Source organism: Stenotrophomonas sp. YJH_SMC_58, assembly GCF_059369635.1.
In genome coordinates this window covers 182103-205413 of record NZ_JCAFSW010000008.1, presented here as the reverse complement: position 1 = coordinate 205413, position 23311 = coordinate 182103, and the positions used below count along the sequence as shown (strand labels likewise).

16 protein-coding genes and 1 rRNA gene are annotated in these 23311 nt (G+C 67.3%); 10 read left to right on the top strand and 7 right to left on the bottom strand.

All coding sequences use genetic code 11. The annotated features are described in order from the left end of the window. Nucleotides 1-78: ribosomal RNA gene (gene rrf, locus AC5P68_RS12610) — 5S ribosomal RNA — on the top strand; the annotation flags it as partial. Between the two features lie 479 nt (nt 79-557). On the opposite strand, the gene AC5P68_RS12605 is transcribed toward rrf, so the two are convergent. The 3 genes from AC5P68_RS12605 to hemH all read right to left on the bottom strand — a co-directional run bounded on the left by AC5P68_RS12605 (nt 558) and on the right by hemH (nt 4767). Further along, nucleotides 558-2663 (bottom strand): methyl-accepting chemotaxis protein, encoded by a 2106-nt coding sequence (locus AC5P68_RS12605; RefSeq protein WP_184014061.1) that lies wholly within the window; start codon nt 2661-2663, stop codon nt 558-560. A 290-nt stretch (nt 2664-2953) separates the two neighbouring features. Further along, the gene (locus tag AC5P68_RS12600) at nt 2954-3808 is read right to left on the bottom strand and encodes an alpha/beta fold hydrolase (RefSeq protein WP_049433015.1); all 855 of its coding nucleotides are present in this window, start codon (nt 3806-3808) and stop codon (nt 2954-2956) included. After that, nucleotides 3805-4767 (bottom strand): ferrochelatase, encoded by a 963-nt coding sequence (gene hemH, locus AC5P68_RS12595; protein WP_012481653.1) that lies wholly within the window; start codon nt 4765-4767, stop codon nt 3805-3807. The genes AC5P68_RS12600 and hemH overlap by 4 nt, the downstream gene beginning before the upstream one ends. A gap of 164 nt (nt 4768-4931) precedes the next feature. Here hemH and AC5P68_RS12590 point away from each other — a divergent pair, with 164 nt between their 5' ends. From AC5P68_RS12590 to tatC, 4 genes are all read left to right on the top strand, one after another. Next, nucleotides 4932-5825 (top strand): lipid-binding SYLF domain-containing protein, encoded by an 894-nt coding sequence (locus tag AC5P68_RS12590; RefSeq protein ID WP_005411678.1) that lies wholly within the window; start codon nt 4932-4934, stop codon nt 5823-5825. A 75-nt stretch (nt 5826-5900) separates the two neighbouring features. After that, on the top strand, nt 5901-6128 hold the full coding sequence (gene tatA, locus AC5P68_RS12585; RefSeq protein WP_005420453.1) for a Sec-independent protein translocase subunit TatA: 228 nt from the start codon (nt 5901-5903) through the stop codon (nt 6126-6128). Nucleotides 6129-6143: 15 nt separating this feature from the next. Further along, a complete protein-coding gene (gene tatB / locus AC5P68_RS12580) occupies nt 6144-6605 on the top strand; it encodes a Sec-independent protein translocase protein TatB (protein WP_033835363.1) in 462 nt (153 codons plus the stop codon). Then, nucleotides 6602-7351 carry a twin-arginine translocase subunit TatC gene (gene tatC, locus AC5P68_RS12575; protein WP_005411675.1) on the top strand — a complete coding sequence of 250 codons (750 nt, stop codon included), beginning with the start codon at nt 6602-6604 and terminating at the stop codon, nt 7349-7351. The genes tatB and tatC overlap by 4 nt, the downstream gene beginning before the upstream one ends. 107 nt (nt 7352-7458) lie before the next feature. Here the strand turns inward: tatC and AC5P68_RS12570 are convergent, their stop codons facing one another. From AC5P68_RS12570 to AC5P68_RS12560, 3 genes are read right to left on the bottom strand one after another with little or no spacing between them, the layout of a single operon-like run. Further along, on the bottom strand, nt 7459-8370 hold the full coding sequence (locus AC5P68_RS12570; protein ID WP_005411674.1) for a BPSS1780 family membrane protein: 912 nt from the start codon (nt 8368-8370) through the stop codon (nt 7459-7461). Between the two features lie 50 nt (nt 8371-8420). Then, complete coding sequence (locus tag AC5P68_RS12565; protein ID WP_033835362.1) at nt 8421-9167, bottom strand: glutamine amidotransferase; 747 nt, start codon at nt 9165-9167, stop codon at nt 8421-8423. Continuing rightward, nucleotides 9139-10974, bottom strand: a complete 1836-nt coding sequence (locus AC5P68_RS12560; RefSeq protein WP_005414929.1) for a GspE/PulE family protein — start codon at nt 10972-10974, stop codon at nt 9139-9141. Before AC5P68_RS12560 ends, AC5P68_RS12565 begins: the two co-directional genes overlap by 29 nt. An 83-nt stretch (nt 10975-11057) precedes the next feature. Here AC5P68_RS12560 and glyQ point away from each other — a divergent pair, with 83 nt between their 5' ends. The 4 genes from glyQ (at nt 11058) to AC5P68_RS12540 (ending at nt 20039) form a co-directional block, all read left to right on the top strand. Beyond that, nucleotides 11058-11969 (top strand): glycine--tRNA ligase subunit alpha, encoded by a 912-nt coding sequence (glyQ, locus tag AC5P68_RS12555; protein WP_033835361.1) that lies wholly within the window; start codon nt 11058-11060, stop codon nt 11967-11969. Nucleotides 11970-12056: 87 nt separating this feature from the next. Further along, nucleotides 12057-14132 (top strand): glycine--tRNA ligase subunit beta, encoded by a 2076-nt coding sequence (glyS, locus tag AC5P68_RS12550; RefSeq protein ID WP_111109167.1) that lies wholly within the window; start codon nt 12057-12059, stop codon nt 14130-14132. A gap of 256 nt (nt 14133-14388) precedes the next feature. Then, on the top strand, nt 14389-16185 hold the full coding sequence (locus AC5P68_RS12545; protein ID WP_005414924.1) for an autotransporter assembly complex protein TamA: 1797 nt from the start codon (nt 14389-14391) through the stop codon (nt 16183-16185). Further along, nucleotides 16182-20039 (top strand): translocation/assembly module TamB domain-containing protein, encoded by a 3858-nt coding sequence (locus AC5P68_RS12540; protein WP_495217096.1) that lies wholly within the window; start codon nt 16182-16184, stop codon nt 20037-20039. The genes AC5P68_RS12545 and AC5P68_RS12540 overlap by 4 nt, the downstream gene beginning before the upstream one ends. A gap of 67 nt (nt 20040-20106) precedes the next feature. Here the strand turns inward: AC5P68_RS12540 and AC5P68_RS12535 are convergent, their stop codons facing one another. Further along, the gene (locus AC5P68_RS12535) at nt 20107-20973 is read right to left on the bottom strand and encodes a GIY-YIG nuclease family protein (protein WP_104920860.1); all 867 of its coding nucleotides are present in this window, start codon (nt 20971-20973) and stop codon (nt 20107-20109) included. Nucleotides 20974-21117: 144 nt separating this feature from the next. Here AC5P68_RS12535 and AC5P68_RS12530 point away from each other — a divergent pair, with 144 nt between their 5' ends. Beyond that, the gene (locus AC5P68_RS12530) at nt 21118-23265 is read left to right on the top strand and encodes a S46 family peptidase (RefSeq protein ID WP_033835357.1); all 2148 of its coding nucleotides are present in this window, start codon (nt 21118-21120) and stop codon (nt 23263-23265) included. Nucleotides 23266-23311 lie beyond the last annotated feature (46 nt).

Here is a 23311-nt window from a genome sequence, read left to right as displayed (position 1 = left end):
TCCCGAACTCGGAAGTGAAACGCAGCTGCGCCGATGGTAGTGTGGCTCAAGCCATGCGAGAGTAGGTCATCGCCAGGGTTTACACCCAAAACCCCGCTGCTCACGCAGCGGGGTTTTTCTTTGTGCGCAGTAAATGCGGGTAGTGCCGGCCGCTGGCCGGCACCCGATGGCATTACATCACCCGGTAGATCCACGCCATGCGTGGATGCCCTCTGCGAGGAGCCAAGGCGCCAACCAAGGTTGGCCGCTACCAACAGCAGGCCCGCACAGCAATCGATTGCCGGGCAGCAGCCGGCAACTTTGTGCGCGGTAAACACCGGGTAGTGCCGGCCGCTGGCCGGCAACCCGATGGCATTACATCGCCCGGTAGATCCACGCCATGCGTGGATACCCCCTGCGACGAGCAGCGGTGCCAACCAAGGTTGGCCGCTACCAACAGCAGGCCCACACAGCAATCGGTTGCCGGCCAGCGGCCGGCACTACCAGGGGCAGGTCACGCATAAAAAGACGGCGCCCTGCGGGCGCCGTCCTGATCAAACTCGAATGGAAGGTCCGGATCAGGCGACCCGCGAGACCTCGAGCGGTTCCTGCTGGCGGAATACCGAGACTGCTTCGGTCAATGTGCCGGCCTGGTTCTGCAGCTCGCGTGCGGCAGCGGTGGCTTCTTCCACCAGCGCCGCATTCTGCTGCGTGGCCTGATCCATCTGCACCACTGTCTGGTTGATCTGCTCGATACCGATCGACTGCTCCTGCGACGCCGCGGATATCTCGCGCATCAGGTGGCTGACATCCTCCACGCCGCCGACGATTCCCTGCATGCGCTGGCCGGCATCGGCCACCAGCTGGGCACCTTCGCCCACCTGCCGGCCCGCTTCGTCGATCAGCTTCTTGATCTCCTGTGCGGCCGCCGCCGAACGCTGCGCCAGCACGCGCACCTCGCTGGCCACCACGGCAAAGCCTCGGCCCTGCTCGCCGGCGCGTGCCGCCTCCACCGCTGCGTTCAACGCCAGGATATTGGTCTGGAAGGCAATGCCGTCGATGACGCCGGTGATGTCGCCGATCCGCTTCGAGGCACCTTCGATGGCCTGCATGGTATCCACCACCCGCTGCATGGCCGTGTTGCCGTCACTGGCAGCGTTCTGCGTGGAGGCCGCCAACGCACTGGCCTCACGCGCATGGGCGGCGTTCTGGCGCACGGTGGCGGTCAGTTCCTCCATCGATGCTGCGGTCTCCTGCAGGTGCGCGGCCTGGCGCTCGCTGCGCTCGGACAATGCGCCGTTGCCGGCCGCAATCTCGCTGGCGGCGGTACTGATCGACGCCGCACATTCCTGGATGCGGCCGACCATGCGTGCCAACTGCCCGGCCGTGGCATTGGCATCGCGTTGGATGGCAGCGAAGGCGCCGTGATACTCGCCGTGCATGCGCCGATCCAGATCGCCGTTGGCCAGTGCCGAGAGCATCTGCCGCACTTCGTTGACGGTGCTGCCGAGCGTATCGAGCAGCTGGTTGATGCCACCGGTCAGGCCATCGAGGAAGCTGGCGCCTTCAGTGGCCTGCAGGCGCTGGTCGAGGTCACCGGCCGCTGCCGCTGCGACGATGCCGGCCACGGCATTCTCCAGCGCGAGCTCATGGGTGCGGTCATGCCATTCCACGGCGAAGCCCAGGCGCACGCCCTGCGCGTCGAACACCGGTGTGACCACCTGCGCGAAGTGCACCGGGCCGATCTGCACCTTGCCGTTGTGCGCTACCTGCAGGCCGTTGAGGATCGCGCGGATGCGGTCCGGGTTGGCGTGGAAACGATGGATGCTGCTGCCGACCAGGCGCTCGGCGTCGAAATCGGGGAAGGCCTGTCGCAACGTCGCCTGCTGGTTGCGCAGCAGTGCCACCACCGAGCGGTTCACGTAGCGGATCACATGGTCGTTGTCGGCGATCATCATCGCGGTGCGCGAGGCATCGAGGGCCTGGCGGATCTGCGCGTTCTCGGCATGTGACGCGGCTTCGCGCCCACGCTGGGCCTGCACGTGGCGTGCAGTGTCGGCCAGGGCATGGGCCAGTGAACCCGGCGCATAGGCGCCGGTATCGGCATGCGCGCCAAGATCGGCACCGGTGGCGATATCGCGTGCGAGCGCGGCAAGCCGACGCGGGCCGTGGCCGAGGGCCTCGGTCTGCTGCCGAAGGCGCAGTGCGACCTGGCCGAGGAACAGGGTCAGGCCCGCGAGCATGCCGGCCTGCAGCAGCGTCGGCCACAGCGCGGCACCGCCCTGTAGCGGTGCCAGCAGGGCGAGGGTACCGACGCCACCGGCCAGCCACACCGGAAGGCGATCGCGATGGCCCAGCAGCACGCCCAGCAGCAGGGCAATCGGCAATGCCGGTGACAGGCTGATGATCGCGCACAACACAGCCAGCTGCAGCGACAACAGCAACGCCAGACCGTTGCGGGCGACGGCCCGGCCCGCCTGGGCCCCGCCCAACCACGCGGCTGGCAGCACGGCGACGGCCGCCAACGCGGCAGCCTGCACCTGCGGGCCGCGCAGGGCCAGCGCCAGGCCAGCCAAGGCCAGTACCGCGCTGCCGATCAGCAGGCGGCGGTCAGCGCGGTGCGCGAGCTGCTGCAGGTGCGGCAGGCGGGCGGTATCGGGGGGACGGGAGGATGCAACGGACATCGGCGACTCCTGGATCAGCAGACGACAACGGCCACGCCGCGGCGCACGCAGGAGTGCGTGACCAGGGCGCGAGCCGGGAATTCGGGGAATGCGACGCGATCAGCGACGCGGAGACGGGACACCGCGGCCACATCCTGTGGGTGACGGTGCAATGGAGCAGGCATGCGGACTTCCTTGCAGAACCAGACACACGCCGCAGGCCCGACCGGACCTGCGTGCTGCGGACGCAGGGGCCCGCAACTGATGTATCGGCCGCAGACGCGCAGAGTGAAGCGCGCGGATACCTTTGCTCAGCCCGCGTTGTCGTTGCTGAAGAAGCGCAGGATCACGCCTGCGATCTGTTTTGGATCTTCCATGTGCAGGTGATGGTTGCCGGGAAACACCGCCAACCGCCCATCGCGCAGGTGCTGCAGGCGATCGCTGCGCATCGGCTCGGGGTAGTAGGACTGCGCTGGCGTGGCATAGATCACCTGCGTCGGGCAGGCGATGGCCTGCAGCAGGTTGTCGATCTGGCCTTCGCTGAGACGGATCGCAGTGGGCAGCATCAGGCGCGGATCGCTGCACCAGCGGTAGCCACCCTCGACCGGTTCCACGCCGCGCTCGACCAGCAGCCGTGCACAGTGCTCGCTGAGCTGGTTGGTCATCATCCGTGCGCGGATCGGCGCGGCGAGGTCGGGGAACACGCGCAGCTGCTTGCGTGCCAGCGCCCGCGTCGCGTTCACGTGTTCGCGCAGGCGGTTGGCGGTTCCTTCCTCGGGGCCGCGCAGGCCGCCGAGCGCTTCGATCGCCACCAGGCGCTCGACGCGGTCACTGACCGAGGCGGTGAGGCTGGCGATGCCGGCGCCCATCGAATGGCCGAGCAGGTTGAAGCGGTCCCAGCCCAGTGCATCGGCGACGTCGAGCACGTGGCAGATCGCGGCGGCCGTGGTGTAGCTGGCACCGGCCGGCAGATGCGCGCTGTGGCCATGACCGGGCAGGTCGATGGCAACCAGCTGCAGCGACGACAGGTGCGGCGCCAGCGGCACGAAGCTGGCCGCGTTGTCGAGCCAGCCGTGCAGGGCCAGCACGCGCGGGCCATCGCCGTGGTTGCGCAGGCCGGCGACGCGCGCGCCACCGACCTCCAGTTCAAACGGTTGCAGACTCATGCCAGCGAGGCCACGGCCAGCCGCGCAAGCGCGCGTGCGTGCTCCGGTTCGGCGTTGAGGCAGGGGATGTAGCGCATCGTCGCACCGCGCTCGGCCAGTGTTTCGGTGAACCCCAGCGCGACTTCTTCCAGCGTCTCCAGGCAGTCGGTGGCGAAGCCGGGGCACACCACGTCGATCTGCTTCACGCCGGATTCGGCCAGCGCCCACAGGCTGGGCTCGGCATACGGCTGCAGCCAGCGCTCGCGGCCGAAACGCGACTGGTAACCCATCTGCCACTCGTCCCTGCCCAGTTCCAGCGCCTTGGCGATGGCCTGTGCGCTGGCCTCGCAGCGCTGCGGATACGGATCGCCGGCATCGGCCAGGCGCTGCGGGATGCCATGGAAGGAGAACATCAGCATCTGGCCGCGACCGTGCTGTTCCCAGTAGCGACGGATCGAGCCGGCCACGGCCTCGACCCAGCCCGGATCGACCGAATAGTCGCGCACCAGGCTGACGGTCACGCCAGGATTGCGGCGCTGCCAGGCATCGACGCGGTCTTCAACCGAGGCAGTGGTGGTGGTGGAGTACTGCGGATACAGCGGCAGCACCACGATGCGGCGCGCACCATCGGCTGCCAGGCGGTCGAGCTCGCTGGCCAGCGCCGGTTCGCCGTAACGCATCGCATGGCGCACTGTCAGGGTCGGCAACAGGGCCTGCATCGCCTGCGCCAGCTGGCGCGTATGCACCATCAGCGGTGAGCCGTCGGGCAGCCAGACCTGGGCGTACTTGGCCGCCGAACGACTGCTGCGCAGGGGCAGGATCAGTCCGCGCAGCAGCGGCTGCCACAGCAGTGGCGGGATCGCGACCACGCGGCGGTCGGACAGGAATTCAGCCAGGTAACGGCGTACGGCGGGGGCCGTCGGCGTCTCGGGCGTGCCTAGGTTGACCGCCAGCACGGCGGTATCGGGTGCGTCGAGCATGGCGGTATTGTCGCCGATCCGGTGTCGCGCCGGGATGCAGGGTTCGGATTGCAGGCATAGCGCGCATCAATGTGAGCAGGGAACGCTCATTGGGGATTCATGACAACGCTACTAATTTCAGTCACTTGCTATATCTTCCTATGGACTGACTTCTGGAGCCTGCCATGCGTCGCCCGATCCAAGCCCTGCTGATCGCCGCCAGCCTGCTGTCCAGCCAGGCCATGGCCGGGCCGCAGGAAGACCAGCGTGCGCGCAATGCCGTGCGCGTGCTGGCTGAAATCCAGGAAATCCCTGAACAGGGCATTCCGGATAAATTGCTGGACGAAGGCCGCGCGGTCATCGTCATTCCCGACACGATCAAGGCCGGTCTGGTCATTGGCGGCCGTCGTGGCCACGGCCTGATGTCGGTGCGCATGCCCAACGGCGCCTGGTCCAACCCGGTGTTCGTGAAGCTCACCGGCGGCAGCATCGGCTTCCAGGCCGGCGTGCAGTCCTCCGATGTGGTGCTGGTGTTCCGCAACGACCGCAGCCTGGACAACCTGGTCAACGGCAAGTTCACGCTGGGTGCCGACGCTGGCGTCGCCGCCGGTCCGGTGGGCCGCAACGCCGCCGCGGCCACCGACGGCCAGCTGAAGGCCGAGATCTGGTCCTGGTCGCGCGCCCGCGGCCTGTTTGCCGGCGTCGCGCTGGATGGCGCGGTGCTGCAGATCGACGATGCCGCCAATCTGGACGCCTACGGCAGCAACACTACGCCGCGGATGATCTTCGAAGGCCGCGCCGCCGGTTCGCCGTCGATGGATGTGGTCGCCTTCCGCGATCGCCTGGAAGAGGCCACCTACGCGGCGCGCAACAACCGCAGCGGCAACGGCGGCAGCGCGCCGCGCCCGGCTGCCGCCCCGGCCGCTGCCCCGGCGCCTGTTCAGGCAGCACCGGCTGCGCCGGCTGAGGCCACCACCGCGCCGCTGCAGAACGTGCCGCAGACCCCGCCGCCGCAGCAGCAGGGCTTCCAGCCGGTGAATGACGGCGAGATCCGTACGGAAACGCTGGGCGGAAACTGACTTTCGTCACGCGCGCCGGCTGACAGCCGGTGCGCTATGCTCGACAGCCTGATCACTAACGTAACGAGCGTCTTTATGGGCAGTTTCAGCATCTGGCATTGGTTGGTCGTGCTGGCCATCGTCCTGCTGGTGTTCGGCACCAAGCGCCTGACCAGCGGCGCCAAGGACCTCGGTTCGGCGGTCAAGGAATTCAAGAAGGGCATGCGCGACGAGGACAAGCCGAACGCGCAGCTGGGCGATGAGTCGCGCAGCCAGGACGCGTCGCGCACCGCGCAGGACGAGCACGACCGTAACGCTCGCTGATCCGGAGCGGTTGCGGTGTTCGATATCGGCTTCAGCGAGCTGCTGGTGATTGCAGTGGTCGCCCTGGTGGTGCTCGGTCCCGAGCGCCTGCCCAAGGCGGCCCGCTTCGCCGGACTGTGGGTGCGTCGCGCCCGCAATCAATGGGATTCGGTGAAACAGGAACTGGAGCGCGAACTGCAGGCCGAGGACATCAAGCGGCAGATGCAGGACGTGCGCCAGGGCATGCAGGACACCGAGAACCAGCTGCGCGCCAGCGGTGAAGCGATCCGTCGCGAAGCCCAGCAGGCGCAGCAGCAGGGCGATGACCTGGTGCAGCACGTCCGTGCACCGGCGCCCGCGGATCTGCCGCCGCACATGAGCGCCGCGCCCGATGCCGTTGAACCAGCGCAGGACGGTGGTGCCGCCGAGCCGGTTTCGGCCGCGCCCGCTGAAGCTGGTACGCCGCCGCCGGCGCAGAGCCCGGAGCGCCACCCATGAGTGAACAGGATTTCGGCGAGAGCTCGCTGGTAGAACACCTGGTGGAACTGCGCGGCCGGCTGGTGCGCGCATTGCTGGGCCTGGGCGTGGTGCTGCTGGCGCTGCTGCCGTTCACCCAGAAGCTCTACAATGCGCTGGCCGAACCGCTGGTCTCGCAGCTGCCGAACGGGCAGACGATGATTGCCACCAACCCGGCCGGTGCCTTCTTCGCACCGCTGAAGCTGACCTTCTTCGTCGCGTTGTTCGTGGCGGTACCGTGGCTGCTGTACCAGCTGTGGGCGTTCGTCGCGCCCGGTCTGTATGCACGCGAGAAGCGCCTGGCGGTGCCGCTGCTGGTGTCATCGGTGCTGCTGTTCTACACCGGTTGCGCCTTTGCGTATTTCCTGGTGCTGCCGGCGGTGTTCCACTTCCTCACCACCTTCAGCCCGGACGTGATCGCAATCACACCGGATGCGAATGCCTATCTGGACTTCGTGCTGGCGATCTTCTTCGCCTTTGGTGGCAGTTTCGAACTGCCGGTGGCGATGGTGATCCTGGTGCTGCTGGGCTGGGTGACGCCGCAGCAGTTCAAGGAAGGCCGCGGCTACGCGATCGTCGGCATCTTCGTGCTGGCGGCGGTGCTGACCCCGCCGGACGTGGTGTCGCAGCTGATGCTGGCGATTCCGATGTGCCTGCTGTACGAGCTGGGCATCCACGCCGCGCGCTGGCTGGTGCCGTCGTCGGTAGTGAAGAAGCCCGCCGCCTGAAAGACAAAAAGGGGACGGAGGGGATTAAGTCGTTAAAGGCAAAAACGACTTAATCCCCTCCGTCCCCTTTTCTATCCACGCATGGCGTGGATCTACCTGCGTTCTGGTCAGGCGTGGAACACGTCGCTGGAGGTCGGCGTGGTCGGGATCGGCGGCGCCGCGCGGCTGCCGCGGTGCACGAACATCTGCTTCCACGCGGCGTAGACCGCGCCGACATACAGCGGCATCAGCACCGTGGTCAGTACCAGCTGGGCGATGAAGGCGGCGGCCAGCGGGCCGCCGATCAGCATCGCGATCTGGATCACGATCACGAACAGGATGTACATGCAGAACGCGGCGATCAGGCCGAGCGCGGCGAACACGATCATCGCACCGATGTTCTCGATGCAGCCCTGCAGGCTCAGGCGCAACGCGTGCATGCCGCTCTGCTTGTCGAACACCACCAGCGCCGGCTGGGTGAACATCGCCAGCGACAGCGCGACCGCACTCAGGAACACCAGCAGCATCCACAGCGCGATGCGCTTGGCCGGCAGGTTGGCAACCAGCGCGGCGGCATCGTCCGGCTTGATCTGCTGGCCACTGCGGCTGATCTCTTCCATCTTGGTCATGACCTCGCTGAAGGCGGTGAAGCCCTCGCGGCCGATCATCAGGAACAGCAGCGCGCCCAGCAGCAGCACCGCCAGCACCTGGATCGCCAGCGGCACCAGCAGGTGGCTGACGCGGTGGTCGCGGATCGGCTGCAGCAGGTGCGAGGCCAGGCCCGGGCGGCCTTCATCGATCTCGCCCACGGCATACAGCATGCCGCCGAACATGATCGGCGAAATGGCCAGCGTCATAAGCTGCACGGCCATGCCGGCAGCGCCGGGAATCAGCGTCGACAACAGCGTGACCACCCAGCTCACCAGCAGCCAGGTCAGGCCGATCCGGGCCAGCTGCAGCGGCGCACGCCGGTACAGCGAGAACGTATCCAGCAACCACTGGGCGCCCGCCGAAGCCGGCAGCTTGCGAATCTCTTTCATGGACATCCGGGAAGGACAGGAGGGGGCCGGGCGGCTGCCCGTGCCGCCGATTATCCCTGTTTTGCCGCCGGCTGGGCTGAAGACAGCCGCGCCTGGCGGACGAAGCGGCGCAACAGCTGGCGGGCCAGCGGCGCGGCACTGACCGCGCGCTCGATGCTGCGGGCGCAGCCGCCATGGCGGCCGATGCAGTCGGCGCGGGCACGCACGTAGCCACGCATGTGGTGGGTGGCGAACTCCGGATGGAACTGCACGCCCCAGGCCTGGCGGCCCCAGCGGAAGGCATGGCAGCCATCCAGCGGTGAACGGGCCAGCACCTCGGCACCATCGGGCGCGCGCAGCACGGTCTGCAGATGGGTGGCATGGGCGGCAAAGTGCTGCGGCAGGCCCTGGAACAGCGGGTCCTGCGCCGCCTGCGGCTGCAGTTCCAGTTCGATCGTGCCGGACTCGCGGCCGGCCGGGTTGTAGGCCACTTCGCCACCCAGCGCATGTGCCAGCAGCTGATGGCCGTAGCAGATGCCGAACACCGGCAGGTCGTCGTGGGCGGTCTGGCGCAGCCACGCGGCGCTGCGCTCGCTCCAGTCGGCATGGTCGGTGACGAAGGCGGCCGAGCCGGTCACCAGCACGCCGGCGAAGGCATGAGGGTCGGGCAGAGCGCCACCGTGCTCGACATCGACCACCACCGTCTCGTGTTCTTCCAGCCCGGCGGCGACGCGGATCCAGTGCGGAAAGCGCCCGTAGCGGCGCAATGACGGCACCGGTCGGCCGGTTTCAAGGATCAGGAACGGGGCTGGGTTCATCCGGGGGCGGCAGCACTGACAGGACTTCCTCGATTGTAGTCAGCCCCTGCGCCACCTTTTCAAGCCCGGCCTGGCGCAGGGTTCGCAGCCCTTCAGCCCGCGCGGCACGGGTGAAACCGGCCAGGTCCATGTCGGCGCGGATCTGCCCGCGCAGCCGCGAACCCAATGGCAGCAACTCATACAGCCCGATGCGGCCGAGGAATCCGGTGCGCCGGCATTCCAGGCAACCGACCGGCCGACAGGGCGTGGCGGCATCTGGATATGCAGCATGGCTATCAGCCAGCACCGCCCAATCGGCCGCGCCGAGGCTGTGCGGCTGCTTGCAGTGCGGGCACAGCGTGCGCACCAGGCGCTGGGCGAGGATGCCGTTGAGGGTGCTGGCCAGCAGGTAATGCGGCACGCCCAGGTCGAGCAGGCGGGTGACCGCCGAGGGCGCGTCGTTGGTATGCAGGGTAGACAGCACCAGGTGGCCGGTCAGCGAGGCCTGCACCGCCATCTGTGCGGTCTCCAGGTCGCGGATTTCGCCGATCATGATGATGTCCGGGTCCTGCCGCAGCAGGGTGCGCACGCCGCTGGCGAAGTCCAGGTCGATGTTGGCCTGCACCTGCATCTGGTTGAACTCGGGCGCGATCATCTCGATCGGGTCCTCCACCGTGCACACGTTCACGTCCGGCGTGGCCAGCCGCTTCAGCGTGGAATACAGGGTGGTGGTCTTGCCCGAGCCGGTCGGGCCGGTGACCAGCACGATGCCGTGCGGGCGCTCGACCAGCGCATTCCAGCCGGCGGCCTCCTGCGGGCTGAAACCGAGCTGGTCGATGCTCTTGAACGCGGCATCCGGGTCGAAGATGCGCATTACGCACTTCTCGCCGAAGGCGGTGGGCATGGTCGACAGGCGCATCTCGACCTCGCGGCCACCCGGCGAGCGGGTCTTGATGCGGCCATCCTGCGGGCGCCGGCGCTCGGCCAGGTCCATGCGGCCCAGCACCTTGATGCGGCTGACCACGGCGGTCATCACCGCCGGCGGTACTTCGAACACCTTGTGCAGCACGCCGTCGATGCGGAAGCGCATGCGTCCCATCTCGCGGCGCGGCTCCAGGTGGATGTCCGAGGCGCGCTGCTCATAGGCGTACTGCAGCAGCCAGTCGACGATGTGCACGATGTGCTGGTCGTCGGCATTGACGTCGCCGGTGCGGCCCAGCTCCACCAGCTGCTCGAAGCTGGGCAGGGTGGTGCTGGCCTCGCCGCGCACATCGCCACGGGCGCCGCGCACCGAGCGGGTCACCCCGTAGAACTCCATGGTGTAGCGGTGCAGGTCCAGCGGGTTGACCACCGCCAGCTCGATGCGGCGGCGGGTCAGGTGCTGCAGGTCACGACGCCATTCCTGCACCAGCGGCTCGCTGGTGGCTACCAGCACGCGCTCGGCATCCACCGCCAGTGGCAGGAAGCGATGGCGGCGGGCGTAGGCATGCGACACCAGCGCGGTCACCGCAGCGACGTCCACCCGGGTCGGGTCGATGCGCAGGTAACGGCTGCCGGTGCGCTGCGCCAGCCACTCGGTCAGGCGTTCCAGGGTCAGTTCGCCGCCGCCGGTGGCGGCCAGCTTGAGGTTGGACAGCAGTACCAGCGGATGCACTTCACTGGCGTTGCGCGCGCCCTGTGCGGAAAACCGCATGCGCTCGCGGTCCTGCTCGGCCACCAGGCCATCGGCGGTCAGGGCCGCGGCAATCTGCTCGAAATGCAGCCGTCCCCAGGGCAGCGGGACGCCGTCCGCCTCGCCGGGCGTGCCTGCCGGCAGCCGATGTTCCATCTGCCTGCTCCTCCCGGGTACGGAATGCCCCGCAGGTCGGCCGTTATACTAGCGCACCCCCTTGCCGGCCAAGACTCGTACGCATGTCCGCGACCCCGACCGTTCCGATCACCTTCCAGGGCCTGATCCAGACCCTGAACCAGTTCTGGGCCCAGCAGGGCTGCGTGCTCATCCAGCCGCTCGACCTGGAGGTGGGCGCCGGTACCTTCCACCCGGCCACCTTCCTGCGTGCGATCGGTCCGGAAGGCTGGAATGCGGCCTACGTGCAGCCGTCGCGGCGCCCGACCGATGGCCGTTACGGTGAGAACCCGAACCGCCTGCAGCGCTACTACCAGTACCAGGTGGCGATGAAGCCGGCGCCGGACAACATCCAGCAGCTGTACCTGGATTCGCTGAAGGCACTGGGCATCGATCCGCTGGTGCACGACCTGCGCTTCGTCGAGGACAACTGGGAATCGCCGACGCTGGGCGCGTGGGGCCTGGGCTGGGAAGTCTGGCTCAACGGCATGGAAGTGACCCAGTTCACCTACTTCCAGCAGGCCGGTGGCCTGGAATGCCGCCCGGTGCTGGGCGAGATCACCTACGGTCTCGAACGCCTGTGCATGTACCTGCAGAACTGCGACAACGTCTACGACCTGGTCTGGACCTACGGCCCGGACGGCCAGCCGGTGACCTACGGTGACGTCTACCACCAGAACGAGGTGGAGCAGAGCACCTACAACTTCGAATACGCCGACGTGGAAGAAATGTTCCACCGTTTCGACGCCTGCGAGCGTGAGGCGCAGAAGCTGGTGGAAGTGAACCTGCCGCTGCCGGCCTACGAGCAGGTGATGAAGGCCAGCCACACCTTCAACCTGCTGGATGCGCGCCGTGCGATCAGCGTGACCGAGCGCCAGCGCTACATCCTGCGCGTGCGCGCGCTGGCCCAGGCGGTGGCCAGGGCGTACTACGAGCAGCGCGAGAAGCTGGGCTTCCCGGGCGCGAAGAAGGCCTGACGGTCCTCCCGCACCGACCCGCTTTTCATCAACTACCCGGGGCGCCGGACGCGTTGCGCGCTGCGCCCCCACCACAGGATCGAACCGATGAGCCAACTGTCCCCCCTGCTGATCGAACTGGGCACCGAGGAACTGCCGGTCAAGGCGCTGCCGGGCCTGGCCCAGGCGTTCTTCGACGGTGTCGTCGAAGGCCTGCGCAAGCGCGGCGTCGCGCTGGAACTGGACGATGCGCGCCCGCTGTCGACCCCGCGCCGACTGGCCGTGCTGCTGCCGGGCGTCGGCCTGGAACAGCCGGAGCAGCACAGCGAAGTGCTGGGCCCGTACCTGAACATCGCGCTGGACGCCGAAGGCCAGCCGACCAAGGCGTTGCAGGGCTTCGCCGCCAAGGCCGGGATCGACTGGACCGCGCTGGAGAAGACCACCGACAACAAGGGTGAGCGCTTCGTGCACCGCGCGGTGACCCCGGGCGCGAGCACCGCCAGCCTGCTGCCGGAGATCCTGCGCGAGGCGATCGCGGCGATGCCGATTCCCAAGCCGATGCGCTGGGGCGACCACGCCTGGGGCTTCGCCCGCCCGGTGCACTGGCTGGTGCTGCTGCACGGCGCCAACGTGGTCGAGGCCGAACTGTTCGGCCTGCAGGCCGGCCGCGTCAGCCGTGGCCATCGCTTCCACCATGACCAGGCGGTGTCGCTGGCGCAGCCGCAGGACTACGTTGAAGCGCTGCGCGCCGCGTTCGTGCTGGTCGACCCGAGCGAGCGCCGCGCGCGCATCGTCGCCGAGGTCGAGGCCGCTGCGGCCAAGGCCGGTGGCAGCGCCCGCATCACCGACGACAACCTGGAGCAGGTGGTGAACCTGGTCGAATGGCCGTCGGCGGTGCTGTGCAGCTTCGAGCCCGCGTTCCTGGCGGTGCCGCAGGAAGCGCTGATCGAGACGATGGAGATCAACCAGAAGTTCTTCCCGGTGCTGGATGCCGCAGGCACGCTGACCGAGAAGTTCATCGGCATCGCCAACATCGAATCGAAGAACGTGGCCGAAGTGGCCAAGGGCTACGAGCGGGTGATCCGTCCGCGTTTCGCCGATGCCAAGTTCTTCTTCGACGAGGACCTGAAGCAGGGCCTGGTGTCGATGGGTGAGGGGCTGAAGACGGTGACCTACCAGGCCAAGCTGGGCAGCGTGGCCGACAAGGTGGCGCGCGTGGCTGCATTGGCCGAAGTGATCGCACCCCAGGTTGGCGCCGATGCCGCGCAGGCCAGGCGGGCTGCCGAACTGGCCAAGAACGACCTGCAGTCGCGGATGGTCAACGAGTTCCCGGAGCTGCAGGGCATCGCCGGCCGCCACTACGCCGTGGCCGGTGGCGAATTGGCCGAGGTGGCGCTGGCCATCGACGAGGCCTACCAGCCGCGCTTCGGTGGTGATGACATCGCGCTGTCGCCGCTGGGCAAGGTGCTGGCGATTGCCGAGCGCGTCGACACGCTGGCCGGTGGCTTCGCCGCAGGCCTGAAGCCGACCGGCAACAAGGACCCGTTCGCCCTGCGCCGCAACGCGCTGGGCCTGGCCCGCACGATCATCGAAAGCGGCTTCGAGCTGGACCTGCGCGCGCTGCTGGCCAGCGCCAACGCCGGCCTGGCCGCACGCAACGTGCAGGCCGACGTTGGCGAGCTGTACGACTTCATCCTCGACCGCCTGAAGGGTTACTACGGCGACAAGAACGTGCCAGCCACGCACTTCAATGCGGTGGCCGAACTGAAGCCTGTCTCGCTGTATGACTTCGACCGCCGCCTGGACGCGATCGGCACCTTCGCCGCGCTGCCGGAAGCCGAGGCGCTGGCTGCGGCCAACAAGCGCATCCGCAACATCCTCCGCAAGGCTGAAGGCGACATTCCGGCCCAGATCGACCCGGCGCTGCTGCAGGAAGACGCCGAGCGCGCGCTGGCTGAAGCGGTCACCGCGGCCATCGACGACACCGGCACCAGCCTGCACCAGAAGGACTATGTGGCCGTGCTGGCACGCCTGGCGCGCCTGCGTCCGCAGGTCGATGCGTTCTTCGACGGGGTGATGGTCAATGCGGAAGATCCGGCGCTGCGTGGCAACCGCCTGGCGCTGCTGACGATGCTGGGCGAGCGCCTGGGCAAGGTGGCAGCGATCGAGCATCTGTCGAGCTGATGCCCGTATCGGTAGTGCCGGCCGCTGGCCGGCATTGCCACCGCGCATCGCATCGACCTGTGGATTGCCGGCCAGCGGTCGGCACTACCGGAACACCGTCGGCGGATGTCCATCGGGGTCATCGCCGGCATCGCGCACGATGCCGGCATCCTCGGCTGCGATCACGAGGATCGCCACAAAGGCGCGTATTTTGACCGCCACTTAACAACCGATCCCGAATGACGTGATGCATTTCGCATCGTCACCTTCGGTCGGTATGCTGTGCCGCATGCAGCCAAAGAAATACGCCCTGCCGCTGATGGTCCTGTCGCTGGCCGCCACCTCCGTGGCCCACGCGCGCGGCACCATCGACAAGGTGGACATCAAGGGATTGGACAAGGGCGACGACGCCGCAATCATCGAGAACATCCAGGAATCGCTGTCGCTGTACGACACGATCGGCAAGGAACAGGGCGAATCGCGCCTGGAGTACCTGCTGTCACAGGCCGAGCGGCAGACCCGCCAGGCACTGGAACCCTTCGGGTACTACAACCCGGTGATCAAGGTCGAGGCGCCGCGCGAGGACGAGCATGTGCGGGTGCTGATCCATGTCGACAAGGGCACCCCGGTGACCGTTCGCCGTGAGCACATCGACATCACCGGGCCGGCGATGTATGACCAGTACCTGCAGGACGACCTGGCCGCGTTCAAGCCCCGCAAGGGCCAGCGCTTCGAGCACACGCAGTACGAAGCCAGCAAGATCACCATCACCCGTCGCCTGGCCGAGCGTGGCTACTTCGATGCCGACTACACCCAGCGCCAGGTGCAGATCACCCGCGCCGACAACGCAGCCGACATCGACCTGACCTGGGACAGCGGCCGCCGCTACAACATGGGGCCGGTGCGTTTCGAGCAGGATTACTTCGTCGACAAGCTGTTCGACCCGCTGGTGTACTGGGAACAGGGCAGCTACTTCCACGAGGGCAAGCTGGACCGGCTGCGCGAGTCGCTGACCAAGCTGGACTACTTCAGCGTGATCGACATCCAGCCACGGCCCGACCAGGCCGATGCCAACGGCGAAGTGCCGGTGGATGTGAAGCTGACCCGCGCCAAGCGCACCATCTATACCGCGGGTCTGAGCTACGGCAGCGAGAGTGGCCCGGGTGTGCGCGGCGGCATCGAGCGGCGGTTCCTGAACAACCGCGGCCACAAGATGAACACCCAGCTGGACTATGCGCAGAAGCGCAAGAGCCTGGTGACCAGCTACCGCATCCCCGCCTTCAACTGGCTTGACGGCTGGTACACCTTCGCCGCCAGTGCGTATGACGAGCAGACCGATTACATCGACCTGCGCAACTTCAAGCTGATCGCCAGCCGCAGCGGCGAGATCAACGAGCACTGGACCGCGATCGCCTCGATCAACGCACTGCGCGAGCGTTGGCGCTATGCCTCCGGCACTGAATTCACCGATGCCGTCTACAACACCTCGACGCTGGTGTACCCGCAGATGGTTGCCGACTACGTCAACGTCGACGACGAGATGTTCCCGCGCAAGGGCATCAGCGGTACTGCGACGATGCGCGCCGGTGTGGAGGGCGCGGGTTCGGACACCAGCTTCGTGCAGGCCAACGCCGTGCTGCGCTGGTACATCCCGGTGGGTGAAAGCAACCGCCTGATCCTGCGCGGCGAGGGGGGTACCACCTGGACCAGCGATCTGGTGGCGATGCCGCCGAGCCTGCGCTACTTCGCGGGTGGTGACCGCAGCATCCGCGGTTACGCCTACCGCGAAGTCGGCCCGCGCACACCCAAACCCGACAAATACGCGCTGGGCGCCAAGAACCTGGTGATCGGCTCGGCCGAGTACGAGCACTACTTCAATGGCGGCCCGTGGGGCGCGGCGGTGTTCGTCGATACCGGCAGCGCATTCGACAACACCATTGATCTGCACACCGGCGTCGGCTTCGGCGTGCGCTGGAAATCGCCGGTGGGCCCGGTGCGCGTGGATATCGCGCATGGCCTGAACAACCCGGATTCGCAGTTCCAGCTTTACCTCAACATCGGAGCGGACCTGTGAGCCCGCCCGCACCCACCCCGAACACGCCGCCGCCGCGCGTGCGTTTCTACCGCCGCCGCCGCTTCTGGGCGTGGTCCGGCGTGGGCGTGATCGGCCTGGTGCTGCTGGCGTTGCTGGCGGTGTACTGGCTGCTGCAGACCGTGGCCGGCCGCGATGTGCTGCTGGCACAGGTGGTGGCGCGGCTGCCGGTGGGCGCCAGCTTCACCTGGGACAAGGTGGACGGCCCGGTGGCCGGTCCGCTGACCCTGTACAACGTCGACTTCCGCTACGACGACATCCATTTCCACGCCGAGCGCGCGCACCTGGAGCCGGACCTGCGCCCGCTGCTGGGCCGCAAGCTGCTGCTGGACAAGCTGGAGCTGACCAACGCGACGCTGAACCTGGCCAAGAGTGACGAGCCGTTCAAGCTGCCGTCGTGGCCCGATTCGCTGCCGCAGATCGAAATGCCGCTGGCGATCCAGGCCGATGCCATTGCCATCGACGGCTTCCGCATCAGCCAGGCCAACGAGCCGGTGATCGACATCAGCCGTGTGCGGGGTGGCATCGAGATCGCCAACGGCGAGTTCCAGGCGCACAAACTGGTCGTGGACAGCGACATGGGCAATTTCACCGCCCAGGGCCGCTACATCCCGGCCAAGGACTACGACACCGACGTGACCGTCACCGCAGTGTTGCCGGCCCCGCGTGGGCGTACCGCAGCGACGGTGGGGCTGGTGGCACGCGGTGACCTGGCGCACATGGAAGTGGCCGTAGCCGGGCGCGCGCCGAAGCCGCTGCACGCGATGCTGGTGTTCGATGGCCGCACCGATCCGAGCTGGAGCGCCAGCATCCGCAGCGACGAACTCGATCTGGCGCTGCTGTCGCCGGCACTGGCCAGCTCGGCGATCGCACCACTCGCACTGGACTTCACCGCGGCTGGCAAGGGCGGCAACGCCAACCTGCGTGGCAAGGTGAAGCAGGGTGATCAGGAGCTGGAGCTGGCACCGTCGGTGGTGTCGCTGCAGGACCAGGTGCTGAAGGTGTCGCCCCTGCTGGTGAAAGGGCTTGGCGGTGAGGCACGGCTGGAAGGCACCGCCGACTTCAGCCAGGAAGACCAGCAGAAACTCAATTTCTCGGTGGTCGCCCATGACCTGACCTACGTGCCGGCGCCCGATCCGAACACGGCCGGCAGCGCACCGGTGCCGGTCACCCTGAAGGAAGCGCGCTTCGGCCTGGCCGGTACCTTGAAGGCGTGGGCCGCGATCGGCCGTGCCGATGTCGAACGCGAAAAGCAGAAGGCACAGCTGCAGTTCGACGTACGCGGCAATGACCAGGCCGCGTCGATCCACCAGCTGCAGGCGCAGACGCCGGGTGGGCAGCTGCAGGTGGAAGGCCAGGTGGCGTGGGCACCGCAGCTGGACTGGGATGCCAAGGCCACGCTGAAGGACTTCGACCCCGGCTATTTCGTGCCGGGCTGGAACGGCCGCCTGTCCGGCAACCTGGCCTCCAAGGGCCGCCAGCTGCCGCCGCCGGCAAACGCGCCGCCGGGCACCGCCGGCACGCTGGAAGCCACCGTCGACCTGCCCTCGCTGAAGGGCATCCTGCGCCAGCGCAATCTCGACGCACAGGGCAAGTTCGCGCTGCAGGGCGCGCAGGGCCAGGGCGATCTGAAGCTGTCGCTGGGCAGCAGCCGGGTGACCGCGTCGGGCAAGGTCGGCGACCGCCTCGACATCGACGCGCGTTTCGAACCGCTGCAGCTGAGCGATCTGCTGCCCGGCGCCGATGGCGGCCTGCGTGGACAGGTACAGGTGAAGGGCCCGCGCGATGCGCCGGACATCACCGCCGACCTGGTCGGCAACAACCTCAACTGGGACGGCTACGGCGCCGAGAGCGTGAGCATCAAGGGCCACCTGCCATGGCGCGGCGACAGCGGCACGCTGGCGGTGCAGGGCCAGCAGGTCAACGCCGGCATGCTGCTGGAACGCTTGAACGTGGATGCGCAGGGCAGTGTCTCCAACCTGCGCCTGGCGGCTCAGACCCGCAACGAGATGGGCGCGATCGAGCTGCAGGGCAGCGTGCGCCAGCAGGGGGCGCAGTGGCGTGGCGAGCTGGCCTCGCTGCGCATCGCACCGGTGAAGGGTGATGCGTGGTCGCTGCGTGCACCTGCGGCGTTCGCGATCAACGGCAGCACCTACACCCTGTCCGAAGCCTGCCTGGCCGCCGCCAGCAGCGGCGCGCTGTGCGCACAGGCCAACTGGCCGCGCGAAGGCCTGGTGGTGCGCAGTGACGCGCTGCCGCTGGCGCTGGTGCAGCCGTGGCTGCCGCCGCAGTCCGGCCGCCGCGTCTATCTGCGCGGCGATGTCAGCCTGGACGCGCAGATCCGCCCGCGTGGCAATGCCTGGGAAGGCCATGTAGAGGTGCGCTCGAAGGAAGGCGGCGTGCGCCTGGGCGAGAACCGCAACACTGTGGGGGATACCACCCGCGGCGAGCTGGTGCGTTATGACCAGTTCTCGCTCAAGCTCGACATGACCCCGGCCAGCATCAAGGGCTACCTGGGCATGGGCTTCCAGGGCAACGGCTTCGTCGATGCCAGGATGCAGACCGGCTGGGAGGCCAGTGCGCCGCTGAACGGCGAGCTCTACCTCAACATGTCGCGGCTGTACTGGCTGGAGCTGTTCTCGCCGGACATCGTGCGCCCGACCGGCCTGATCGAGGGCCACGTCAGCCTGCGCGGTACGCGCGGGCAGCCGTCGCTGGGCGGCGACGCGCAGCTGAGCAACTTCAAGGGCGAATTCCCCGCGCTGGGCCTGACCTTCGACCAGGGCAAGGGCAGCTTCGTGGCCCAGCCCGACGGTTCGGCAAAGATCACCGCGCAGGCCAACTCGGGCCAGGGCACGCTGTACGTGGATGGTGGCCTGTCGTGGTTTGGTGATGCACAGCCGCTGCAGCTGAAGATCCACGGCGAGAACGTGCTGCTGTCCAACACCAGCGAGCTGCGCATCGTCGCCAACCCCAACCTCGACTTCACCCTGGCCAAGGCGGCGATGGAGCTGCGCGGCACCGTGCACGTGCCCGAGGCCGACATCGATCTCGAACGCCTGGATCGTGGCACCTCGGTGTCCGAGGACGTGGTGGTGCTGGACCCGGCCGACCCGGAAGAGTCGCGCACCTCGCCGCTGGACATGGAGCTGACCGTCAGCCTTGGCGACAAGGTCAAGATGACCGGCTTCGGCCTGAAGGGCGCGCTGACCGGCAAGATGCAGGTCTGGGCCAAGCCTGGCCGCGAAATGACCGCCAATGGTGGCCTGGAAGTGAGTGGTCGCTACAAGGCATACGGGCAGGACCTGACCATCACCCGTGGCAACCTCACCTGGAACTACAACGCGGTGTCCGACCCGCGCATCAACATCCGTGCCGAGCGCCGGATCGGTGATGTCACCGCCGGCATCGACGTGACCGGGCGTGCACAGCAGCCGCGCGCGGACGTGTGGTCCGAGCCGGCGATGTCGCAGTCCGAGGCACTGGCCTACCTGGTGCTGGGGCGCAGCCTGACCGGTGCCAGCAGCGACCAGGCCCAGCAGGTCAACGCGGCCTCGGCGGCGCTCTCGGCTGGCAGCGGCCTGCTGGCGTCGCAGCTGGGCGCCAAGCTGGGCCTGGACGATGCCGGCGTGAGCCAGTCGCGCGCGCTGGGCGGCTCGGTGATCGGTGTTGGCAAGTACATCTCGCCCAAGCTGTACGTCGGCTACGGCGTGTCGCTGGTTGGTGCCGGTTCGGTGATCACGCTGAAGTACCTGCTGCGCCGCGGCTTCGACGTGGAAGTGGAGTCGAGCACGGTGGAAAACCGGGGGTCGATCAACTGGCGGCGGGAGAAGTAACCCGCCGCCTTTTCTCCGGTAGCGCCGGACCCTGCCGCGCCCGATTCATGTGAGAGATTCGTGTTGGTCAGTTGTCTTTGGCCAGCTGTAAAGAAGCGCGGCGCTCAAGTTCGTCCAATGATCGCCCGTCAGCCGATTTCCAGTCGTCCCATCCGTTGGATGGTCGTCCAAGCAGACAACCAGAGGCGGCGCTGGGAGATCGGAACTGATGATCCTGAGTGAATCGGATGTTTCGGCCGTCTTCGATGATTACTTTCTCGGCGAGCAGCTGCTCTCGAACCGCTCTGGAAGCGGCGCCGAAGGACGCGACGACCTCCCGACGCCCCACAGATCCTTTGAGGACAACCATTCCTTCGCTGCCGTAAAGTCCCTTCGCTTCCGTATCAGGGCCTTTGCAGAGAAGTTCTGTTGCTTGGCTTCTATCTGCGAGTGGTTTGAATGGTGTGTAGCCCAATGTAGCCAGCAAGACGGAAGCTGTCTCGTGTATCTCTTGGCAATCGGCTTCCAGCGGAGGCGGCGTATGGGGCCGAGATCCTCCATTGACGTTCTCTAGCCGGAAACGTGCGGCTTTCCGTGCCTCCTGAATGGAATGCCATTCCAGATAGCCGACATGGGTACTGGTGAAAGCATTGGTTAGGGAAAGTACGGCAACAGCCCGATTCCAGGAATCACGAGTACCTTGATGCGTGTACAGGCGATCTTTGAGTGCCCCAGTTTGGCCGATGTACATTGAAGGCGAACTTTCGTCATCCTCACTTCCAAACAGGAAGTAAAGTCCCACTTGCGTTGACTCCGGCATTTCCAGAAATCGGGACAGCAACTTTCTAGGAATCTCCACGGCTCGCACTGTTCGCGTGGTGATCTCGGCAATCCGGATGCCAGTTGGATCGCCATGTGGGAGAAAGATCTGGATTGTTTGGGGTCGGGAATTCAAAGAGCACGCCCTGCGTGATTCCGGATTCAATAGCGTATCCGGCGGCGTGCGACGCGAAAAGGCAGTACCCCCAACCATCGGCCGTTGCCCCATCCGGCCCCAGCGGCTATGGTCCCGGGCTGTTCTGTCGTACCGGATTGCCTCATGTCATCACGCAAAGCCCTTCCCACCGCCCTGGCCCTGGGCCTGACCCTCGCCGCCGGTGCCCACGCCGATGAAGGCATGTGGATGCCGACGCAGCTGCCGGAGCTGGCCAAGCCGCTGCAGGCCGCAGGTTTCAAGGGCAATCCGGCCGACCTGGCCAATGTCACCGCGCCGCCGCTGAGCGCCGTGGTGCGCGCCGGTGGTGGTACCGGTTCGTTCGTGTCCGCCGACGGCCTGCTGCTGACCAACCACCACGTGGCGATGGGTGTGATCCAGTACAACAGCTCGCCCGAGCACGACCTGATCACTGGTGGCTTCATCGCCAACGGCCGTGCCGACGAGCGCCCGGCCAACCCGGACTTCCGCGTGCTGGTTACCGTCGGCTTCGACAAGGTGACCGACCAGGTGCTGGCGCAGGCGCGTGGCAAGACCGGCCGTGCCTACTTCGATGCTGTCGATGCGGTCAGCAAGCAGATCGTGGCCGAGTGCGAGAAGGACGGCAGCGTGCGCTGCTCGGTGGCCAACATGTACTACGGCACCGACTTCTACCGGATCGCCCAGCTGGAACTGAGCGACGTGCGCCTGGTGTACGCGCCGCCGCGTGCGATCGGCAACTACGGCGACGAGATCGACAACTTCATGTGGCCGCGCCACACCGGCGACTTCACTCTGCTGCGCGCCTACGTGGGCAAGGACGGCAAGCCGGCCGCCTACAGCAAGGACAACGTGCCCTACCAGGCCCCGGCACACCTGCAGATGTCGGTGGAAGGCCCGAAGGAAGGCGACTACGCGATGCTGGCCGGTTACCCGGGCATCACCTACCGCCATCGTACCGCGGCCGAATTCGCTGGCCAGATCGATACCGTGCTGCCGCGCCGCGTATCGGTGTTCCAGCAGATGATCGACACCATCGAGGCCGCCAGCGCCAAGGATGCACAGGCGCGCACCCGCTACGCCTCGCAGCTGCAGTCGTTGAAGAACAACCGCAAGCGCGCTGCCGGTGAGCTGGAAGGCCTGCTGCGCAGCGACGCCAAGGCCCAGCGTGCCGCCGACGAGACGGCGATGCTCGCTGCCACCGACCGCAAGTACCAGGGCGACATCAAGGCGTTGCTGGCCAACCTGTCGCAGGGCGCGGCGGTGGGCGAGCGCGACCTGCTGCTGGAGCAGATGGCCGCGCAGAGCCAGCTGCTGCGTTCGGCGTTGCTGCTGGAGCGCCTGCGCATCGAATCGGCCAAGCCGGACGCGCAGCGCGAAAGCGGCTACCAGCAGCGCGACCAGGCGATGATCGAAGGCGTGCTCAAGCAGGTCCAGCGCCGTTACGCACCGGAGGTCGAGAAGGCGCTGCTGACCACCCTGCTGACCCGCTACCAGCAGCTGCCGGACGCGCAGCGCGTGGCCGAGTTCGACGCGGCCTTCGGCCGTACCCCGCAGCAGCTGGCCAAGGCGCTGGACACCCTGTATGCGGGCACCCAGCTGGGTGACGAGGCGCAGCGCCTGTCGCGTTTCGCTGCCGCACGCGAAGGCAAGGCGCTGGCCGCCGATCCGCTGATCGCCGTGGCCGGCCCGCTGGTGGCCGCGCAGCTGCGCATCGAGAACGAGAGCAAGACCCGCGAAGGCGAGCAGCTGCGCCTGCGCCCGGCCTACATGCAGGCGCTGTTCGCCTGGCGTGCCAAGCAGGGCCGCGCCGTGTACCCGGATGCCAACCGCACCCTGCGCATCAGCTACGGCAAGGTCGAGGCGCTGCACCCGCGCGATGGCGTGACCTACTCGCCGGTGACCACCGTGGCCGGCATCGTCGAGAAGAACACCAACGCCTATCCGTTCGATGCGCCCAAGCCGCTGCTGGCGGCGATTGCCAAGGGTGACTTCGGCAGCACCGCCGACCCGGCGCTGAAGACCCAGACGGTCAACTTCCTGACCAACCTGGATACCACCGGCGGCAACTCCGGCTCGCCAGTGCTCAACGCCAAGGGTGAACTGATCGGCCTGAACTTCGACAGCAACTGGGAATCGGTCAGCGCCAGCTGGTGGTTCGATCCGCGCTACAAGCGCGCTGTGCACGTGGACATGCGCTACCTGCGCTGGCTGCTGGCCAAGGTCTACCCGGCGCCCGAGCTGCTGAAGGAAATGGGCGTGCCGGCCCAATAAGAAGCCGGCCACGACCAACGGTCGTGGCCCGCACCGCGTAGGCCCC